General features: G+C 67.1%; 16 protein-coding genes. 3 read left to right on the top strand and 13 right to left on the bottom strand.

Annotation, left to right across the window (positions count from 1 at the left end; all coding sequences use genetic code 11):
- Positions 1–3: 3 nt before the first annotated feature.
- Both fabI and mfd read right to left on the bottom strand, forming a co-directional pair.
- Positions 4–768 carry an enoyl-ACP reductase FabI gene (gene fabI / locus EV687_RS17805; protein ID WP_122225712.1) on the bottom strand — a complete coding sequence of 255 codons (765 nt, stop codon included), beginning with the start codon at positions 766–768 and terminating at the stop codon, positions 4–6.
- Positions 769–891: 123 nt separating this feature from the next.
- Positions 892–4,428 (bottom strand): transcription-repair coupling factor, encoded by a 3,537-nt coding sequence (gene mfd / locus EV687_RS17810; protein WP_122225713.1) that lies wholly within the window; start codon positions 4,426–4,428, stop codon positions 892–894.
- A gap of 320 nt (positions 4,429–4,748) precedes the next feature.
- On the opposite strand from mfd, the gene EV687_RS17815 reads away from it, so the two are divergent.
- Positions 4,749–5,222: a MarR family winged helix-turn-helix transcriptional regulator gene (locus EV687_RS17815; RefSeq protein WP_207226501.1), complete on the top strand. Its 474-nt coding sequence runs from the start codon at positions 4,749–4,751 to the stop codon at positions 5,220–5,222.
- 302 nt (positions 5,223–5,524) lie between these two features.
- Here EV687_RS17815 and EV687_RS17820 read toward each other — a convergent pair whose 3' ends face one another.
- The 11 genes from EV687_RS17820 to EV687_RS17870 all read right to left on the bottom strand — a co-directional run bounded on the left by EV687_RS17820 (position 5,525) and on the right by EV687_RS17870 (position 15,712).
- A complete protein-coding gene (locus EV687_RS17820) occupies positions 5,525–6,517 on the bottom strand; it encodes a TauD/TfdA family dioxygenase (protein ID WP_122225714.1) in 993 nt (330 codons plus the stop codon).
- Between the two features lie 191 nt (positions 6,518–6,708).
- Positions 6,709–7,272, bottom strand: a complete 564-nt coding sequence (locus tag EV687_RS17825) for a nuclear transport factor 2 family protein (RefSeq protein ID WP_122225715.1) — start codon at positions 7,270–7,272, stop codon at positions 6,709–6,711.
- A gap of 51 nt (positions 7,273–7,323) precedes the next feature.
- Positions 7,324–8,616 carry an amidase gene (locus EV687_RS17830; protein ID WP_122225716.1) on the bottom strand — a complete coding sequence of 431 codons (1,293 nt, stop codon included), beginning with the start codon at positions 8,614–8,616 and terminating at the stop codon, positions 7,324–7,326.
- A gap of 22 nt (positions 8,617–8,638) precedes the next feature.
- Positions 8,639–9,160, bottom strand: a complete 522-nt coding sequence (locus tag EV687_RS17835; RefSeq protein WP_122225717.1) for a flavin reductase — start codon at positions 9,158–9,160, stop codon at positions 8,639–8,641.
- Between the two features lie 34 nt (positions 9,161–9,194).
- Entirely contained in the window at positions 9,195–10,154 is a 960-nt protein-coding gene (locus tag EV687_RS17840) for a PDR/VanB family oxidoreductase (protein ID WP_122225718.1), read from the bottom strand.
- A gap of 20 nt (positions 10,155–10,174) precedes the next feature.
- On the bottom strand, positions 10,175–10,957 hold the full coding sequence (locus EV687_RS17845) for an SDR family NAD(P)-dependent oxidoreductase (RefSeq protein ID WP_122225719.1): 783 nt from the start codon (positions 10,955–10,957) through the stop codon (positions 10,175–10,177).
- A gap of 20 nt (positions 10,958–10,977) precedes the next feature.
- Positions 10,978–11,454: an aromatic-ring-hydroxylating dioxygenase subunit beta gene (locus EV687_RS17850; RefSeq protein WP_122225720.1), complete on the bottom strand. Its 477-nt coding sequence runs from the start codon at positions 11,452–11,454 to the stop codon at positions 10,978–10,980.
- Positions 11,455–11,476: 22 nt separating this feature from the next.
- Complete coding sequence (locus tag EV687_RS17855; protein ID WP_130466553.1) at positions 11,477–12,775, bottom strand: aromatic ring-hydroxylating oxygenase subunit alpha; 1,299 nt, start codon at positions 12,773–12,775, stop codon at positions 11,477–11,479.
- 111 nt (positions 12,776–12,886) lie between these two features.
- Entirely contained in the window at positions 12,887–13,246 is a 360-nt protein-coding gene (locus tag EV687_RS17860) for an IacB protein (RefSeq protein WP_122225722.1), read from the bottom strand.
- 85 nt (positions 13,247–13,331) lie between these two features.
- Complete coding sequence (locus tag EV687_RS17865; protein WP_122225723.1) at positions 13,332–14,549, bottom strand: acyl-CoA dehydrogenase family protein; 1,218 nt, start codon at positions 14,547–14,549, stop codon at positions 13,332–13,334.
- The gene (locus tag EV687_RS17870; RefSeq protein WP_122225724.1) at positions 14,546–15,712 is read right to left on the bottom strand and encodes an amidase; all 1,167 of its coding nucleotides are present in this window, start codon (positions 15,710–15,712) and stop codon (positions 14,546–14,548) included. The genes EV687_RS17865 and EV687_RS17870 overlap by 4 nt, the downstream gene beginning before the upstream one ends.
- A 434-nt stretch (positions 15,713–16,146) precedes the next feature.
- Here EV687_RS17870 and EV687_RS17875 point away from each other — a divergent pair, with 434 nt between their 5' ends.
- A complete protein-coding gene (locus tag EV687_RS17875) occupies positions 16,147–17,289 on the top strand; it encodes an ABC transporter substrate-binding protein (RefSeq protein ID WP_122225725.1) in 1,143 nt (380 codons plus the stop codon).
- Positions 17,290–17,413: 124 nt separating this feature from the next.
- Positions 17,414–18,457 carry a branched-chain amino acid ABC transporter permease gene (locus EV687_RS17880; RefSeq protein ID WP_122225726.1) on the top strand — a complete coding sequence of 348 codons (1,044 nt, stop codon included), beginning with the start codon at positions 17,414–17,416 and terminating at the stop codon, positions 18,455–18,457.
- Position 18,458 lies beyond the last annotated feature (1 nt).

An 18,458-nucleotide genomic window follows, 5' to 3' on the forward strand; every position in this document is an offset into this window, starting at 1 on the left:
CCTTCAGGCAATGAGCGAAAAGCCACCGTCGATGTCGTACACGCCGCCGGTGAGGTTGCGCGCCGCTGGCGAGGCAAGAAAAGCCGCCAGTGCGCCCACGTCGGCGAGGCTGGCGAGCTGGTGGGTGGGGGCGTGCTGGCGCGCCGCCTCGAGCAGGGTTTCGAACTGGTCGATGCCCGAGGCCGCGCGCGTGGGCATCGGCCCCGGAGAGAGCGCGTGCACCCGGATGCCCTTGGCGCCGAGTTCGACGGCGGCGTAGCGCACCGCGCATTCCAGCGCGGCCTTGACGGGCCCCATCAGGCTGTAGCGCGGTACCACGCGCTGTGCGCCGAGGAAGGACACCGCCATGCAGGTGCCGCCGGTGGCCATCAGCGGCTCGGCCAGGCGGATCATGCGCAGGAACGAGTGCACCGAGACGTCCATGGCCTGGGCAAAGCCTTCGGCGGAGCAGTCCACCACGCGCCCGTGCAGGTCGGCCTTGGGTGCGAAGGCGATCGAGTGCAGCAGCGTGTCGAGCCGGCCCCAACGCGCGCCGATCGCCTGGAACACCGCTTCGAGCTGGCCGGGCTGCGTGACATCGAGCGGCATCATGAGCTCGGCACCCAGCGATTCGGCCAGCGGCCGCACGTGCGCCTCGGCCTTGTCATTGAGCCAGGTGATGGCCAGCCGCGCGCCCTGCTGATGCAGGGCTTGTGCGCAGCCCCAGGCGATGGAGTCCTGGTTGGCAATGCCGACGATCAAGGCATGCTGTCCGTGCAGGGAGAACATCGTCGCCTTTCGAAATGGTGCGAAATCATGATGCGTTGCAGCATGATAAGCCATTCCTGTGTCAGCTCCGCGGCATCCCCGGCGCCGCCAGTGGGCAGTCCGGATAGAGGCTGCCCACTGGCGTCAAGCAGTCGTCCTGGCGGTCTCGGCCGTGCCGGCAGCCTGGGCCAGCGGCACCCCCAGGTTGCGCAGCACGTCGCGCACCATCTGAACGCGGTCCCGCATGGCGGGCAGTTCGCGCTCGATGCGCAGCCGGTCGTTGCCGGCAAGCTTGATGTGGCGGTTCTTCTGGATCATCTCGATGATGCGCAGCGGCTCGATCGGCGGGTTCGGGCGGAAGCTGATGGTGATGGCAGCCGGGCTGGCGTCGACCTTCTGCACACCATAGGGCTCGCAGAGGATGCGAAGGCGGTGCGTGTCGATGAGCGACTGGACCTGCTCGGGCGGCTTGCCGAAGCGGTCGACGATTTCCTCGAGCAGCAGGTCGATGGCGTCCAGGCCGTGCGCGGTGGCCAGTCGCTTGTAGAACGACAGGCGCAGTTGCACGTCACCGCAGTAGTCGCTGGGCAGCAGTGCGGGCACGTGCAGGTTGATCTCGGTGACTGCCTGCATGGGCGCGAGCAGGTCCGGCTCCCGACCGGCCTTGAGGGCGCTGACGGCGTCCGAGAGCATCTCGTTGTAGAGCTGGAAGCCGATCTCCATCATGTTGCCGCTCTGGTTCTCGCCCAGCACCTCGCCGGCGCCGCGGATCTCCAGGTCGTGCATGGCGAGGTAGAAGCCCGAGCCCAGTTCCTCCATCTGCTGGATGGCCTCCAGGCGCTGCTGGGCCTGCCGGGTCAGGCCCTCGATGTCCGGCACCATCAGGTAGGCATAGGCCTGGTGGTGGCTGCGGCCGACGCGTCCGCGCAACTGGTGCAGCTGCGCGAGGCCGAATTTGTCGGCGCGGCTGATGACGATGGTGTTGGCCGTGGGCACGTCGATGCCGGTCTCGATGATGGTCGAGCACAGCAGCAGGTTGTGGCGCTGGGCGACGAAGTCGCGCATGACCTTCTCCAGCTCGCGCTCGGGCATCTGGCCGTGCGCGACGGCGATGCGCGCCTCGGGCAGGATCTCCTGCAGCTTCTCGCGCCGGTTCTCGATCGTCTCGACCTCGTTGTGCAGGAAGTAGACCTGGCCGCCGCGCTTGAGCTCGCGCAGCACGGCCTCGCGGATCACGCCCTGGTTTTCGCTGCGCACGAAGGTCTTGATGGCCAGGCGCTTCTGCGGCGCGGTGGCGATCACCGAGAGATCGCGCAGGCCCTCGAGCGCCATGCCCAGCGTGCGCGGGATGGGGGTGGCCGTCAGCGTGAGCACGTCCACTTCGGCGCGCAGCGCCTTCATGGCCTCCTTGTGGCGCACGCCGAAGCGGTGCTCCTCGTCGATGATGAGCAGGCCCAGGTTCTTGAAGTCGATGGAGGACGAGAGCAGCTTGTGCGTGCCGACCACGATGTCCACCGTGCCCTCGGCCAGGCCCTTGGCGGCAGCGTTGATTTCCTTCGTGGTGCGAAAGCGGCTCATCTCGGCAATCTTCACCGGCCACTTGGAGAAGCGGTCCACCAGCGTCTGGTAGTGCTGCTCGGCCAGCAGCGTGGTGGGGGCAAGAAACGCCACCTGGCGCCCGCCCAGCATCGCCACGAAGGCGGCGCGCAGCGCCACCTCGGTCTTGCCGAAACCGACGTCGCCGCAGACGAGGCGGTCCATCGGCTGGGGGCTGACCATGTCGTGGATCACGGCGTGGATGGCGGCCAGCTGGTCGGGCGTTTCCTCGAAGCCGAAGTCCTTGGCGAACACCTCGTATTCGGCCGCGTTGAAGCGGAACGCATGGCCCTCGCGGGCGGCACGGCGCGCATAGATGTTGAGCAGTTCGGCAGCCACGTCCCGCACCTGTTCGGCGGCCTTGCGCCTGGCTTTGTCCCACTGGCCGGAGCCGAGCTTGTGCAATGGCGCTTCGTCGGCGGCGACTCCGCTGTAGCGGCTGATCTGCTGCAGCTGGCTCACCGGCACGTACAGCACGGCCTCGCCCGCGTATTCCAGGTGCAGGAACTCCTGCAGCGCGGCGCTGCCGTCGGGATTCTTCTGCCCCATGTCCAGCTCGACGAGGCCGCGGTAGCGGCCGATGCCGTGCTGGGCGTGCACCACCGGATCGCCGATCTTGAGCTCGGCGAGGTCGCGCACCATGTTCTCGACGCTGGTGGTGTGCTCGTGGCGCTTGCGCTTGCGGGTGCTGGGCTCGGTGTTGAAAAGCTCGGTTTCGGTGACGAAGTCGATGCCGCCCTCGGGCCAGCCGAAGCCGCGCTGCAGCGCGCTGGTGGCCAGGCCGATTTTCTCGTCACTGGCGCGGAATTCCGCCAGCGAATCGAAGGCGGGCGTGTCCACGCTGCTGGCGCGCAGGAAGTCCGCCAGGCTTTCGCGCCGCCCGGCGCTCTCGGCCAGCACCAGCACGCGGTGGGCGGTGTGCTGCATGTGTGCCTGCAGGCGCGTGAGCGGGTCGTCGGCGCCGCGCACCGCCGAGACATCCGGCAGTGGCGTGAACTCGGCGCTGTGCTGGGCCTCGCTCTCGGCGCTGGCACCATCGGCCGGCGGGCGCAGCGACAGCTGCGCGAACGGCTTGCACAGTGCATAGAACTGCTCGTTGCTGAGAAACAGCGAGGCCGGCGAGAGAGCCGGGCGTTCTTCGTCACCGGCGATCAGGCGGTAGCGCTCCTGCGTGTCGTCCCAGAAGCGCCGCAGCGCGGCATCCAGCGGGCCGTGCAGCACCAGCGTGGTGGCGGGGCCGGCATCCCGGGCGCTGGCGCCACCCAGGTAGTCGAACACCGTGGCGGTTTCCTCGAAGAACAGCGGCAGATAGTACTCGATGCCGGCGGTGGCCACGCCGTTGCCCATGTCCTTGTAGATGCGGCTTTTGGTCGGATCGCCTTCGAGCAGCTCGCGCCAGCGGCTGCGAAACAGCTTGCGCGCGGCCTCGTCCATCGGGAATTCGCGGCCGGGCAGCAGGCGGATCTCGGGTACCGGAAACTGGCTGCGCTGGGTGTCCGGATCGAAGGTGCGGATGGAGTCGATCTCGTCGTCGAACAGGTCGATGCGGTAGGGCATCGCGCTGCCGTTGGGAAACAGGTCGATCAGGCTGCCGCGCACCGCGTATTCGCCGGGGCTGACCACCTGGCCGACATGCTGGTAGCCGGCCATGGTGAGCTGTTCCTTGAGCCGGGATTCGTTGAGCTTCTGCCCGGTCTTGAACTGGAAGGTGTAGCCGGCCAGGAAGGACGGCGGTGCCAGCCGGTACAGCGCCGTGGTGGCCGGAATCAGCAGCACGTCGGCCTCGCCCTGCAGGATGCTCCAGAGCGTGGCCAGGCGCTCGCTGATGAGGTCCTGGTGCGGCGAGAAGCTGTCGTAGGGCAGGGTCTCCCAGTCGGGAAACAGCACCAGCTTGAGTTCGGGCGAGAAGAAGGCCATCTCGCGCAGCAGGCGCAGCGCGTCACGCGCGTCGGCGGTGACCACGACCAGTTGCCGGCCGGCGGACTTTTCACGGTTGGCAAGGCGTGCGAGCAGCAGGGCGTCGGCGGAGCCCACCGGCATCGGCATGGTGTAGCGCTGGCCGGTGGCGAGTTTGGGAAGATTCATAACCAGTGGCAGTGGCGCGCATCAGGGGCCCCTGGGCGCGTGCAGACGTGGAGAAAACGGCAAAAGGCCTGCAGGAGCAGGGTTGCGCCGTGGCGCACCCTGTCGGCAGGCGGGAGATCAATACATTGTATGCGCAGGTCCCCGGGGCACACCGGCGGTGGGATGGCGCGGGACGGGATGCGGCATGCTTCGATGGTTTTCAGTGGTGCGTCTTTCACGTGAGTTTGGCTGGATGGGCTTGCCGGCCGGATGCAGTGAGTTGGATAGAATCCCTTCGCCCCGCCGCATTCATCTCCTGCGCGGCGACATCGGTGCCGATCATGACCATTCACAAAAGAGTAAGCCGCTACAACCCGGCCAGCGAGGACTTCAGCAAGGAAGACTTTCCGTTCTACTGGATCGCCCGCCTGAACAACATCTACATCCATCACATGGAAAAGGCTCTGCGCAAGGTCGGTGCGGATGTGCCGACCTGGCGCGTGCTCTTCATCCTCAAGCAGAACGGCACTTGCAGCATGTCGGAGATCTCGCTGCATGCGGTGGTCAAGCTCTCTACCATCACCAAGATCGTCTACCGCATGAAGGCCGATGGGCTGGTCGAGACCAGCACCTCGGCCATGGACGGGCGCGTCACCGAGGTGGCGCTGACCGCGCATGGCGACGAGATGATCGTCGAGATGCAGCGGGCCACCGAAAAGGTCTTTGCCAAGGGTTTCAGCGGCATGTCCTCGGTGAAGATCGCACGGCTGAACCAGATGCTCGAACAGATGTTCGAGAACCTGCGAGACGACTGAACCGGCGTCGCGCTGGCGTTCGCCGGTTCGCTTAGAACCTGTTTGCGATCTTTTCATGGGCCACGTTGCCCCGACAAGCGATGCGATGCAATGCGCAAACCGCAGCCGGGCCTGGTGGCCCGGCGAGGATTTGTCACGCCGCAGCGCGCGCCTGCCGGGACAACCCGAAGGGCGGGAGGTCAAAAAACCACCGGGCGGCGTTGCCCGCCTGGCCCAGACGGCCAGTCTGGGCTGCGACGGGCGTCTTGCCCACTGCATTTTTGACCTCCCGCGTAACCCATGAAAAGATCGTAAACAGGTTCTTAGTAGGCCGGTTGCTGGGCGCGTACCGGAATGCCATTGCGGCCCGGGAAATCGGGCGCGAGCGTTCGCGCGTTGGGCATCTTCAGCCACAGGCGCAGCAGCTTGCGGCGCTGGGCCAGATCCTCGGCGTCCTCGAACCGGGTGCGCGAGTGCAGCACCGCGTAGTTGTTGGCGAACTGGATGTCGCCGGGCTCGAGCATCATGTCCAGCCGGATGTGCTGGTCGTGGATGATGGCGTCGAACAGGTCCAGCATCTCCACCTCGACCCGCGAGAGTTGGACGCCGCGCCGCTCCTGGCCCACCTCGATGTAGTAGCGCAGGTAGCGGCAGCTGAGCTTGCCGGCGTGGTGGCTGAATATGGGCGAGAGGCTGGGCAGTTCCTCGCCGAGGTGGTCGAAGTAGATCGGGCGGTACAGCAGGCCCAGGTACTCGGGATATTTCTCGAGGATTTCGTTGTAGATCGCGCCGGCGCTCACCAGGCTGCTCAGGCCGCCGGATTGGGCCTTGCGGATCGACAGCAGGCCCACCACATCCGAGAGGTCGGTGTGGTATGGCAGGTAGGCGTTGGTCTCATAGACACGCGTGCTTTTCTTGTTCTGGTCGCCGATGTTCATGACACGGCCCAGCAGGTCGCCGCGCTCGTTCTGCGTCACGGGGGTGCCCATGTGCAGGCCGATGCCGTAGTAGATGGTGGCCAGCGCATCCTCGTCCAATTGGCTGGCGGGCAGTCCGCGCAGCAGCAGAAAGCCCTGGCCGTTCTCCAGTGTGTCGGCCCATCCGGCGATCTCGGTGACCAGCGCGGGCGGAATCGGAAAGTCGTCCTTGCCGAAGGCTGGCGCCGTCAGCCCTTGGGCCGCAACCTGCCGCTGGGCCGCCACGAGTGCGGTGACGGTGTCGGCAGAAAGGTGGTGGATCCAGTGGCCGGTGTCGGCGAGCTCGCTGCCGCGCCAGGCGGCGGGGCCCTGGATTCTTTGCTTGAGGATGGTGCTCATGGTGGGCTCCGGATGGGGGAGGGCAAAGATCGTAAACAGGTTCTCGGAAGTTCGTTTCATGAAGATGCCGAGAATCGCCGCCCTGCGGCGTTGCCAAACCTCGCGATGGCTGCTGCTATCGCGGTGATTGGCGCCTCGCCTGGCAACGATTTCGACATCTTCATTTCTTCAACGAGCTTCTGGTCAGGACACTAGGCGCTCATCAGGACCGAGGTTTTGGGAATGCTCTCGGCCCAGCCGGGTGCCAGCGGCGCGACGAAGACGTTTTCGGTGCGGGTGCGGGTGATCAGCCAGCGGCCATCGATGCGCCGGAACCGGTTGTTGAGGCGGCTCGATCGCAGCAGCGAGGCGCCGTCGCTGAAGATCCAGGGCTGGCAATGCACCCACTGGCCATCGGCGTGGTCGCCGTGCACATGGATCTGCTCCGACGTCAGGTAATGCACGTTCAGCAGCAGTGCGGGGTCGCGCCGGCTGCCCCAGAACTTCTCGAAGTGGGCGCGGATCGCCGCCTTGCCCACGGCCTGCCCGAACTGACCTTCGTAGTAGCTGCCCACGCCTTCCCAGATCGCTTCCTCGGCATACAGCGCCATGATGCGGTCGATGCGCTCGGCGTCGTCCGCCACCGGCTCGGGGCAGGGGGTGTCGCAGAGGAACATGTAGCGGGCCTGGATGCGGCGGATCTCGGCCTCGGCTTCAAGGCTTTCGATGCGGGTGCGCAGCGCGTCGAGCGTGGCGCTCAGTTCGGCAGTGTCCATGGGGTGTCCTTTCGTGGCGGGAGAAGCAGTCAGGATTCAGTCATGAATCAGTCAGGCCTGGCGCAGGCGTGGCAGCAGCCAGGCGGCCGCGGCCAGGGTGGCGTGGTCGGCGTGGAGTTTGCCCACGGCCTGCAGGCCCACCGGCAGGCCGTGCGGGCCGCGCGCGAAAGGCAGGTGCACGCAGGGCAGGCCCAGCAGGGTCCAGGCGCGGCAGTACTGGGGATCACCGGTGCCCTCCTCGAACAGGGGCGCTTCGCCCGCAGCGCTGGGCGCCAGCAGCACGTCCACGTTTTCGAAGATGGCGGGCAGCTGGGCACGGGCCCATGCGGCCAGTTGCAATTGCGCAACGTACTCGGCATGCGGCATCTGCAGGCCACGTTCGATGACGCCGCGCAGCCCGGCGCTGAGTTGCTGGCCGTGGCGCAGCCGCTCGTCGCTGAGGGTGCGTGCCGCTTCGTAGGCCATGATGTCGATGTGGGCCTGGGGCAGGCTCGCAAAGCCCGCTGGCAGCTCCACGTCCACCACGGTCGCCCCGGCCTTCTCGAGTGCTGCGGGCACCATGGCCATGGTGGCCTTGGTCTCGGCAGCAACGCTGTCCCAGGCGGCCGTGCGGCACAGGCCCACGCGCGGCGCGTGGTGAAAGGAGAGATCGAGCAACCGCTGGTTGCCACTCAGGCAGGCAGCCAGCAGGGCCACGTCCTCGACCTCGCGGCCGATGGCGCCGATGGTGTCGAGCGAATCGCTCAGGCCCTTGACGCCGGCGCGGCCGATGGCGCCGAACGAGGGCTTGTAGCCCACCACGCCGCAGTAGGCGGCGGGGCGGATGATGGAGGCGGCGGTTTGCGAGCCGAAGGCCAGCGGCACCATGCTGGCGGCCACCGCCGCGCAGGAGCCGCTCGACGAGCCACCGGGCGTATGCGCCTGGTTGTGCGGATTGCGCGTGGGACCGGCCTGGAAGGTGGCGAACTCGGTCGTCACCGTCTTGCCCAGCAGCACCGCGCCGGCTTCACGGCACAGCGCCACGCTGGCGGCATCAGCGGCAGGCTGGTGGCCGGCATAGATGGGCGAGCCATAGCCGGTGGGCATGTCCCAGGTGTCGAAGATGTCCTTGATGCCCAGCGGCAGGCCGTGCAGCAGGCCCTGGATGGGGCTGTCATCGAGCGCCCTGGCGCGCGCCAGGGCGGCATCGGCGGCCACATGGGTCCAGGCCTGCAGCGCGGGCTCGCGTTCGGCGATGCGTTCCAGGCAGGCGTGCACCACGGTCGTGGCCTGGATGTCGCGTGACTGCAGGCGGCGCGTGAGCTGGGCTGCGCCGGCGTTCAGGAGGAAGGTGGAAGTGTGCATGGGCAAATGGGGCGGCCGGTCGTCAGGCAGCCATCGCCGAGCGCCGGTTGACCTGGTGGTAGTTGCGGTTGAAGTACACCAGCCCTTCGCCTTCGGGCTGGGTGCGGATGTCGAGGACGCGGCAGAAGCAGACGTCGTGCGTGCCGACCTGATGGACGTGGTCGATGGCGCAGTCGAGGTTGACCAGCGCGCCGCGCAGCGCCGGGGCGCCGGAGGCGAGCCGGTCCCATTGCGCGCAGTCGAAGCGTTCTTGCTGCGACAGTCCGGGGTTGGCGAACTGTCCGGAAAGGGCTTTCTGCGCGGAGGTCAGCACGTTGACGCAGAGTACGCCGTTGCCGTGGAAGACGGGGTTGGACCAGGCGGCGGTGCGCATGCACACGAGGATCGTGGGCGGGCTGTCGGTGACGCTGCAGACGGCCGAGGCGGTGAAGCCGGCCAGGCCGGCCGGGCCGTCGGTGGTGATCAGGTTGACGGCGCCGGTCAGCAAGGCCAGTGCGCCGCGGAAATCCTGCGTATCGATGGGGGCGGGGGTGGGTTCGGTCATGGCGGTGTTCCTGGAGTTCCCTGGCGCTCGGCGCTCAGATGTCGAGTACCAGGCGCGGCGTGAGCGCGCGCGAGCAGCACACGGCAATCTGGTCGTTCTCGGCTTTCTCCTCGTCGGTCTGGTAGGAGTCTCGGTGGTCGGGAATGCCTTCGAGCACGGTGCACATGCAGGTGCCGCACACGCCTTGTTCGCAGGACATCTGCACGCGGATGCCGATGCGCCCGAGCGCCTGGGCGATGGTTTCATCCGGGCCCACCGTGACCTCCTTGCCGCTGGCCTCGGCCACGACCTCGAAGCCGGCCCCACCGGTCTCGACCTCCACCTGGAAGTACTCGTGGTGGATGCGCGCGGGCGCGAAGCCGCTGGCGCGGGCCGTCTCCATCACCCAGTCCATGAAGCCATTGGGCCCGCACACATAGACATGGCTGTCGGCACCGGCGCCGGCGAGCAGCGCTGCCACGTCGGCGGGCGAGGGTGGCTCTGCCTGGTCGAAATGGGTGAATACCTTGTCGGCAAACGGCGCGGCGGCCAGTTCGGCCAGAAAGGCGCTGTGCTCGGGCGAGCGGCTGCAGTAGTGCAGTTCGAAGTCGCGTCCGGCGTGGTGCAGGCTGTGGGCCATGGCGATCATCGGCGTGATGCCGATGCCGCCGCCGAACAGGTAGCTCTTGCCGCCACCGGCCTCCAGCGGGAACAGGTTGCGCGGCGTGCTGATCTGCAGCGCGCTGCCTTCCTCCAGTTGCTCATGCACAGCCACCGAACCGCCGCGCGAGGCCGGGTCGCGCAGGATGCCGACGCGGTAGGCGCGGGTGTCGGCCGGGTCCGAGCACAGCGAATACTGGCGCACCAGTCCGCCGGGCAGGTGCAGGTCGATGTGCGCGCCGGCATCGAAGGCGGGCAGGGCGCTGCCATCGGCAGGCTCCAGGTCCAGCACGACGATGTCTGCCGTGGCCATTTGACGTTGTGCCACGCGTACGTGCAGTGTGGTGTCGTTCATGGGCATGTCCGTTCGTGGCGTCAGCGCATGAAGATGCCGCCGTTGATGTCCCAGGCTGCGCCGGTGACGAAGCCGGCCTGCGGCGAGGCCAGGTGCACGACCGTATCGGCGATGAAGCCGGGATCGCCGAGCTGGTGTACCGGGATGACGTTGTCGATGATGCCTTGCAGCTTCCCGGGCGGCACGCTGGCACGCACCGCGGGCAGGTCGATCGGGCCGGGGGCGATGGCATTGACGGTGACGCCGTGTCCGGCCAGCTCCTTGGCGAAGATCTTGGTGAGCACCAGGATGCCGGCCTTGGATGAGGCATAGTGCGCGCCGGCGGCGGTGCCGCCGTTCTGTCCGGCCAGCGAGGCGAGGTTGACGATGCGGCCGTAGCCGTTGGCGCCGAAGTGGCTGCCGAACACCTGGCAGCCCAGGAAGGTGCCGCGCAGGTTGGTGTCGACGACGCTGCTGAACTCCTCGGGCGAGATCTGCATCACCGGGGTGTGCAGCGTCACGGCGGCGTTGTTGACCATGACCTGCACGCCGCCCCAGCTTGCCAGCAGGCTGTCGCGGGCGGCTTCGAAGTCGGCCTTCTCGCGCACGTCGAGCTTGAGCGCCAGCGCGGTCGTGCCGCTGGCATCGAGCCGGCTGGCGAGCGCGCGGGCGGCATCGAGGTTAATGTCGGCAATCGCCACGCGGTAGCCCGCGGCATGCAGGTGCTCGGCGATGACCTGGCCGAGACCCTGGGCGGCGCCGGTCACGATGGCCACATGGGCCGCGCCGGCCCCGTTCACCGCGTTCACCACGTTGTTGGACATGAGGGGATCTCCTTGTCAGGTCAGAGGATGTAGCCGATGGTCTGCAGCACATCGTCGGAGTTGATCAGGCGCACCACCTTCCGATCGATCAGAAAGCTGTCCGCATGGCGGCGCAGCGTATAGATCAGGTTGGCGGTGTACTGGTGCGCGTTCTCCTTGCGGAAGTCGGTGAGGAACTGCGCGCAGCGCACCGTCACCGTGTCGCCGTCTTCGGCGGCGACGCGAAAGCGCGAGACCATGCGCACGGTGCGCGGCTCGGGACTGGTGGAAATCGACTCGCCGCCGGTCAGGCGCTGCACGCGCAGCTCGCGCATGTGGGCGTTGTCGTAGGCGTAGTTGAGGGTGTTGGCGAAGTCGGTGGCCTTGGGGTCGATGGGCACGATGTAGAGGCCATCACCGCTCCACAGCCTCAGCCAGTCCTGGTAGAGCTCGTTGTCGAGCATGTCGGCTTCCTGCCAGATGAAGGCGGCGACTTCGTTGAGCAATGGGATGTTCATCTCGGGGTTCTCCGTTCGGCGCTCAGGCCGTCATCGACTTGAGCCACTGGCGGTAGGCGGCGCGCATGCCGGTTTCGGCACTGACGTCGCTCTTGAGGCCATCGGCGGTAGGCACCTCGCCGGGCAGGCCGCGGTTGACCATGATCCACAGGTCTTCGCCGGCGTGCGCGCCCTTTTGCACGCGCTCCCAGGCTTCGGAGTCGTCGGGCGTGCCAAAACCCATCGGACCCTGGAAGTGCTCGTGCAGGCGCAGCCGGTACTGGTTGGCGATGGCCGGGCCGCCGTCCATGACGATGGCCGCGTGGTGGATTTCGGTCTTGTCCACCGCGATGGGGCGCAGCACGCGAAAGAACGCCATCGAGCAGGCCACGTTGGGGTAGAGGTTGAGGTTGAAACCGGTGCCGCCGACGGCGCGCACGATGCGGCGCACCTGCGCTTCCTCGTGGCCTTCGCCCCGCAGGGCCTGGGCCAGTTCCTCGAAGCGCTCGGGAATGGGCTTGTCCAGGTCGGCCTCGAGGTCGATGAGGTCGGGGATCATCACCATCACGCTGTGGCCGTTGCCCAGTTCCTCGACATAGCCGGGCCCTTCGACGAAGTCGAAGACCTTCTTGGTTTCCTCGTCCAGCGAGGTCAGGAAGGACTTGTGCACCAGCGGGAAGTGGTAGGCGTCGGTGGTGTTCTCCAGCTGGATCTTCCAGTTGCCGGGGAAGCTGAAGCGATGCTCGCCGGCGACCTTGACCGGGTAGCCGCCGGCCTGCTTCATGAAGAGGTCCATCCACTTCCTGGCCGGGCCCAGCCACTGCTCCAGCGGCATGATGTCGTCCTTGAAGCTGGCGAACACCATGCCGGCGTATTGCTCGACGCGCAGGCTCACCAGCGGGAATTCGCCCTTGTCGATGCTGTCGCCATAGCTTTCCGGATGCGGCACGCCGCGCAGCGAGCCATCGAGCCCGTAGCCCCAGCCGTGATAGGGGCAGACGAAGCTGCTGGTCTTGCCCTTCTTGTGCTCGCAGACGGTGGCGCCGCGGTGGCGGCAGCGGTTGAGCAGCACGTGCAGGTTCTTCTTGCGGTCGCGCACCAGGATGACCGGCTGCTGGCCGATCCAGGTGGACTTGAAGCTGCCGGGCTCGGGCACTTCGCTGACGTGGCCGACCCAGATCCAGTTGGAATAAAAGACCTTCTCCATCTCCTCCTCGAAGATGGTCGGGTCGGTGTAGAGCGAGGTGTGGACGCGGTCGGGCTTGACCAGGTCGGCATAGGCATGGCCGGCTGCCTTGGCGGCCGGCCGCGCGACCGGCTGGATGGGAATGACGGTGGACATGGTGGGGCTCCTTGTGGTGTGGGCCGGCGCCGCCGGCGCGTCAGACAGGCGCAGTGGCGCGCGGCCGGGAGGATTGAAGATGGTCTGCAGGTGCGGGCTGCGCCCGATTTCTCAGGCGGGTACTTCCAGTTCGCGGCCGATGCGCGCCTCGACCTTGGCGTATTTCCAGAGCTTGTAGGTGCCGTCGCCCACCGGGGTGGTGCGAAACAGGTTGCAGCCGGCGGTGACGGTCTCCAGGTCGGGCACATCGGCGAGGATGTAGGTGGTCCAGGGCCAGCTTGCCGACGCGCCGACCATGATGCGGTCGTCATCCAGATTGCCCAGCACCTTGACGCCGGGCAGCTCGCCGATGGCCTTCATCATGCTGGCGAAGGCCGTCCACACCTCCTTGGCCTCGGCGGCGCTGGCGTCGAAGAAGTTCTGCTGGATGCCGATGCAGAACAGCACTCGCAGGGGTTTGGTGTTGCTCATGGTTTTCTCTCCTTGGGGGGGCTTGAATCAGGGTGGGCAGGGTGGAAGGGGCTTGCGGCGTGCCGGACGCGGAGCGGGCCGGCCGTCAGAGATAGCCGGGCAGCGGATCGCGGCCGAACAGCATGGCGCCGCCGTTCTGGAACGTCACATCGCCGAGGAAGGCGTGCTGCGTGACGGCGTTGGCGTCGCGTACGCAGCGCGCCAGCGGACTGCTGTTGTAGATGCCGGCCATGCCCGAGAGCATCTGCATGCTGCGCGCCACCTCGGCACCGACACGGGCGGCGTGCGAAGCCGAGAGGCGCAGCATGTTGGTTTGTTCGCGCGAGACCGGATCGCCGACCAGCAGGCTTTCCCAGGCGTCGTCGATGGCATCGAAGAACCAGCTGCGGGCCGAGCGCAACTGGGCCTCGGCGTGGCCGAGCTGCGTCTGCGTGACGGGCCGGTCGCCGAGCGTCGGCGCGCCGGTGACGGCCTTGTAGCCGCCGGCAAGGCGGCGCAGCTCGTCGATGGCGGCGCGGCCGATGCCCAGGTTCACCACTGCCAGCACCTGCGCGGCAAAGGCCAGCGTCGGGTAGCGGAACATCGGTTCGTCCAGGTTCGAGGCGCCGCCGCGCACGAAGGTCCAGTCCTCCGGGACGACCACGTCCTCGACCACCAGGTCATGGCTGCCGGTGCCGGCCAGGCCGCTGACGTCCCAGCTCTGCACGATTTGCACCTGCTCGCGCGGGATCACCGCCATGCGCGGCAGGCCGGTGGCGTCGCCCTTGCGCGGGCTGATGCCCACGCCCATCACGGTCGCGCCCATGCAGCCACTGGAGAAGCTCCAGCGGCCGCTGACCTGGATGCCGCCATCGACATAGAAGGCCGGCTGCGGCGGGAAAATGCCGCCGGCGAACACGGTGTCGATGTCGTCGGTGTAGATCTGCTCGAAGGTCGCGCGCGGCAGCGCTGCCAGGTAGGTGGGCGCCATGCCGAAGCTGGCCACCCAGCCGGCCGAGCCATCGGCCTGCGAGATGGTCTCGATCAGCTCGCAGAACTGGTGCGCACTCCATTCGCTGCCACCCAGCCGCTTGGGCACCAGCGCGCGGTAGACGCCGATGCGCTTGAAGCCGTCGACGATGTCCTGGGAGATGTGGCGCTGCTGCTCGAACTCGGCAGCGCGGGCGCGAATGTCGCGCAGCAGGGCTTGCAGCAGCGCGGCGTCGATGGCGCCCGGTGTGCCGGGGACGGTCTGGGGCGCGCCGCCGCAGGCTGCCTCGGCCGTCTGGGCGGCCTGGGCCAGTTGCAGGGATGCGATGGTCATGGTGTAGCTCCGAAAGTGAGTGCCTTGTCCAGGCGTTGAAACAGCAGCGCGCCGACGGCGCACAGCCATTCGTCCCTGCCGCGCGCCGCCACCAGTTGCAGGCCCACGGGCGGATGGCCGGGCTGGCTGCCGGGCACGCGCAGGGGTATCTGCAGCGCAGGGTGGCCCGAGAGGTTGAAGGGGCGCACGAAGGCGGTGATCCCCACCAGCTTCTGGAGATCGCCGGCATCGGCCAGCAGGGGCGGGAAATCGGGCATCGTCGGCAGCACCAGCACGTCGCATTGCGCGAGTGCGGCATCGACCTCGGCGGTGAAGCGGGCGCGCACCGCTTCGGCGGCGGCCACGTCGGCGGCGCTGGTCCGGCCGGCGCGCCGCAGCCGCGCGGCCACGTCCTCGCCAACCAGTCCGGTCTCCAGCCAGGCGCGGCAGGCCGAGAAGGTTTCGGCGTTGATGATGGTCAGGCCCGCCGCAAAGGCCTCGTCAAGCCCTGGCAGCGCCACCTTGTGCACGGCTGCGCCGCTGCTATCCACCGCATGGCGCGCCGTGGCGAGGACTTCGGCCCGGGCGCTGGCTGGCGCCAGGTCGATGAAGCCCAGCCGCAGCAGCGCGTCGGCGGGCAGCGGGCTGCGCCGGTAGCCGGGGTCGATGGCCTGCATCAACCGTTCCAGCGTTGGCATGTCACGCGCCATCGGGCCGACGCAGTCGAGGCTGCTGCTGGCCGGCAGCACGCCGGCACGGCTGACGCGGCCGAAGCTGGGCTTGAGGCCGAACACCCCGCAGCAGGCGGCGGGAATGCGCACCGAGCCTCCGGTATCGGTTCCCAGCGCACCATCGGCGAGGCCGGCGGCAACGACGCTGGCCGAGCCGCTCGATGAGCCACCGGGAATGCGGTTCGGCCAGCGCGGATTGGGGGCGGTACCGCAGCCGGGGTTGATGCCTGTGGTGCCGAAGGCCAGCTCGTGCAGGCCGGTCTTGCCGCTCAGGTGCCAGCCATGTGCCAGCAAGCCCGCCACCACATCCGCGTGCCGCTGTGCGGGCGCGGCGCCAGCCAGGGCCCGGCTGCCGGCGCGGGTGCGATGGCCGGCCACATCGATGGTGTCCTTGACCATCACGCCCGGTCCTTGCGGGTCGCCGATGGAGAGGGATTCGGCAATGGCACTCATGGGGTTTATTCCGTCTTGCAATATGCACATTAAAAATTATTGATTCATGTGAAAATTCACATAAATATCCGCAGCCGGCCATGGATGCATCGTGTGTCGGCGCGAGCTGGGGTGATGAGGCGTTTCAAGCAATAAGCGGGCCAGCTATTCGCTCTTTTGATCGGGTGGGTGACGGGCGCATGGGAGGCGGTTTCTGCACGTCATTTGTGCAATTTCGGTGGATCGCGGTCGATTGCGGTGCATCTTTGCCGGTTTGCACCAAATGCATTCATAAAGTTCTTTCGTCGATATCAAAAATGCTCCATCTTTCAAATGAAAGAAAGTGTTTTGGCATGAAACATGCTTGATGCCCGTGGCCATGCTGTGACGCGATTCACCGTGGGTGCCGCGCGCGGTATGGTGGTTCTGGCGGCTAAACGATTTGGAGTATGAACATGACGATGAAACGGAAGATATGCGCCCTGGTGGCGGGAGTCTGTCTGGCGGTCACCGCGCAGGCGCAGGTCAAGGTGGGCGTGGTGACGTCTTCCTCCGGTCCGATTGCGCTGGTCGGGATTCCGCAGAAGAATTCGGTGGACCTGCTGCCGGCCAAGGCAGGCGATCTCGACATCCAGTACATCTCGCTGGACGATGCCAGCAATCCCACTGCCTCGGTGACGGCATTCAAGAAGCTCATTGGCGATGGCGTCGATGCCATCATCGGCCCGAGCGGCACGCCCAATGCCATGGGCGTGATCCAGATCGCTGCGGAGGCGCAGGTGCCGATGCTGGCACCGGTGGGCAGCTCGGCGGTGATCCTGCCGCTGACCGAGCAGAAGAAGTGGGTCTTCAAGACCACCCAGAACGATGACATCATCGCCTCGGCGCTGATCGATCACATGGCCAGCAGCGGCGTCAAGACGCTGGGCTTCGTCGGCACCGCCGATCCGTTTGGCGAGAGCTGGCTCAATGTCACCCGGGAGCTGGCCGAGAAGGCCGGCATCAAGGTGGTGGCAGCTGAACGCTTCCAGCGGCAGGACACCTCGCTGACGGCGCAGTCCATCAAGCTGATCGCCGCCAGGCCCGACGCCATTCTGGTGGCGGCGCCGGGCAGCTCCTCGGTGCTGCCGCAGACTACGCTGGTGGACCAGAAGTATCCCGGCCAGATCTACCAGACCCATGGCGCCGCGCTCAATGACTTCCTCAAGCTCGGCGGCAAGAAGGTCGAGGGCACGATTCTCGCGGCCAGCCTGATGCTGGTGATGGACGAAGTGCCCGATTCGCACCCCTCCAAGACGGTGGCGCGCAAGTACATCGACGACTACAAGACCAAGTACGGCAGCGAGCCGGCCACCTTCGGCGCCAACGTGTATGACGCGGGCCTGCTGCTGCAGGCGGCGATTCCGGAGGCGGCCAAGGCCGGCCAGCCGGGCACGGTGGCGTTCCGCCAGGCGCTGCGCGATGCGCTCGAGCAGATCAAGGACCTGCCGGCCACGCAAGGCGTCTACACCATGACGGCCGAGGACCACAGCGGTTTCGATGAGCGCGGCCGCGAGTTGATCGTCGTCAAGGACGGCACCTGGAGGCTGCTGAAGTAAGCGCGGCTGCAGAGCACTCCCGGGCGCGCGCCGCCGAGGCGGACCGCGCTTTCTCCAGGCCTCTCTTGTGCTGCCCGCCGCCATGCCGGCGCGGGCCGCAGGGAACCACACATCCTTCCCTCCGATGAACCTGCAAATCATTGCCTTGCTCGGCCAGGATGGCATCAGCAGCGGTGCGATCTACGCGCTGGTGGCGCTGTCCATCATCCTGGTGTTCTCCGTCACCCGCATCCTGCTGATTCCGCTCGGTGAGTTCGTGGCATTCAGCGCGCTGACGATGGCGGCCATCCAGGCTGGCCGCGCGACCATCGGCTGGCTGATCCTGGCGCTGGCGCTGGCGGCCTTGCTGGCCGATCTCTGCGCTGCGTTGCGCCAGCGCGGCCAGGGCCGGCGCATGGCCTTGTCGTGGCGGCTGTTTGCCATGCCCTGTTATGCCGTGGTGCTGGTGCTGCTGCTGGCTGCGCTGCCGCTGCAGTCGCTGCCGATGGCGCTGCAGGCACTGCTGACGCTGGCGGCCATCACGCCGATGGGGCCGCTGCTGTACCGTCTCTTCTTCCAGCCGGTGGCCAATGCCTCGGGCCTGCTGCTGATGATCATCGCGATTGCGGTGCACGTCAGCCTGGTGGGGGTGGGGTTGCTGGTGTTCGGCCCCGAGGGCATGCGCACCGAACCGTTCTCGGACGGCGCGCTGGAACTGGGCTTCATCAGCCTCAACAGCCAGACCATTTGGGTGCTGCTGGTCTCGGTGGCCCTGATCCTGGCGCTTTACGTGGTGTTTGGCCGCACGCTGTACGGCAAGGCGCTGCGTGCCACGGCGGTCAATCGCCTGGGGGCGCAGCTGATGGGCATTTCGCCGGCGCTGGCCGGCAAGGTGACCTTCAGCATGGCGGCCTTCATGTGCGCGCTCTCGGGCATTCTCATCGCGCCGCTGACCACGCTCTATTACGACTCGGGCTTCATCATCAGCCTCAAGGGCTTCGTCGGCGCCATCATCGGCGGACTGGCGAGCTATCCGGTCGCTGCGATCGGGGCGGTGGCCGTGGGGCTGATCGAATCGTTCTCGACTTTCTGGGCCAGCAGCTACAAGGAGGTCATCGTCTTCACGCTGATCCTGCCATTCCTGATGTGGCGCTCGTTCAAGAGCGGCGACCGCGAGGAGGAGCACTGAG

Source organism: Corticibacter populi (genome assembly GCF_004217315.1).
GTDB classification, from domain to species: domain Bacteria; phylum Pseudomonadota; class Gammaproteobacteria; order Burkholderiales; family Burkholderiaceae_C; genus Lampropedia; species Lampropedia populi.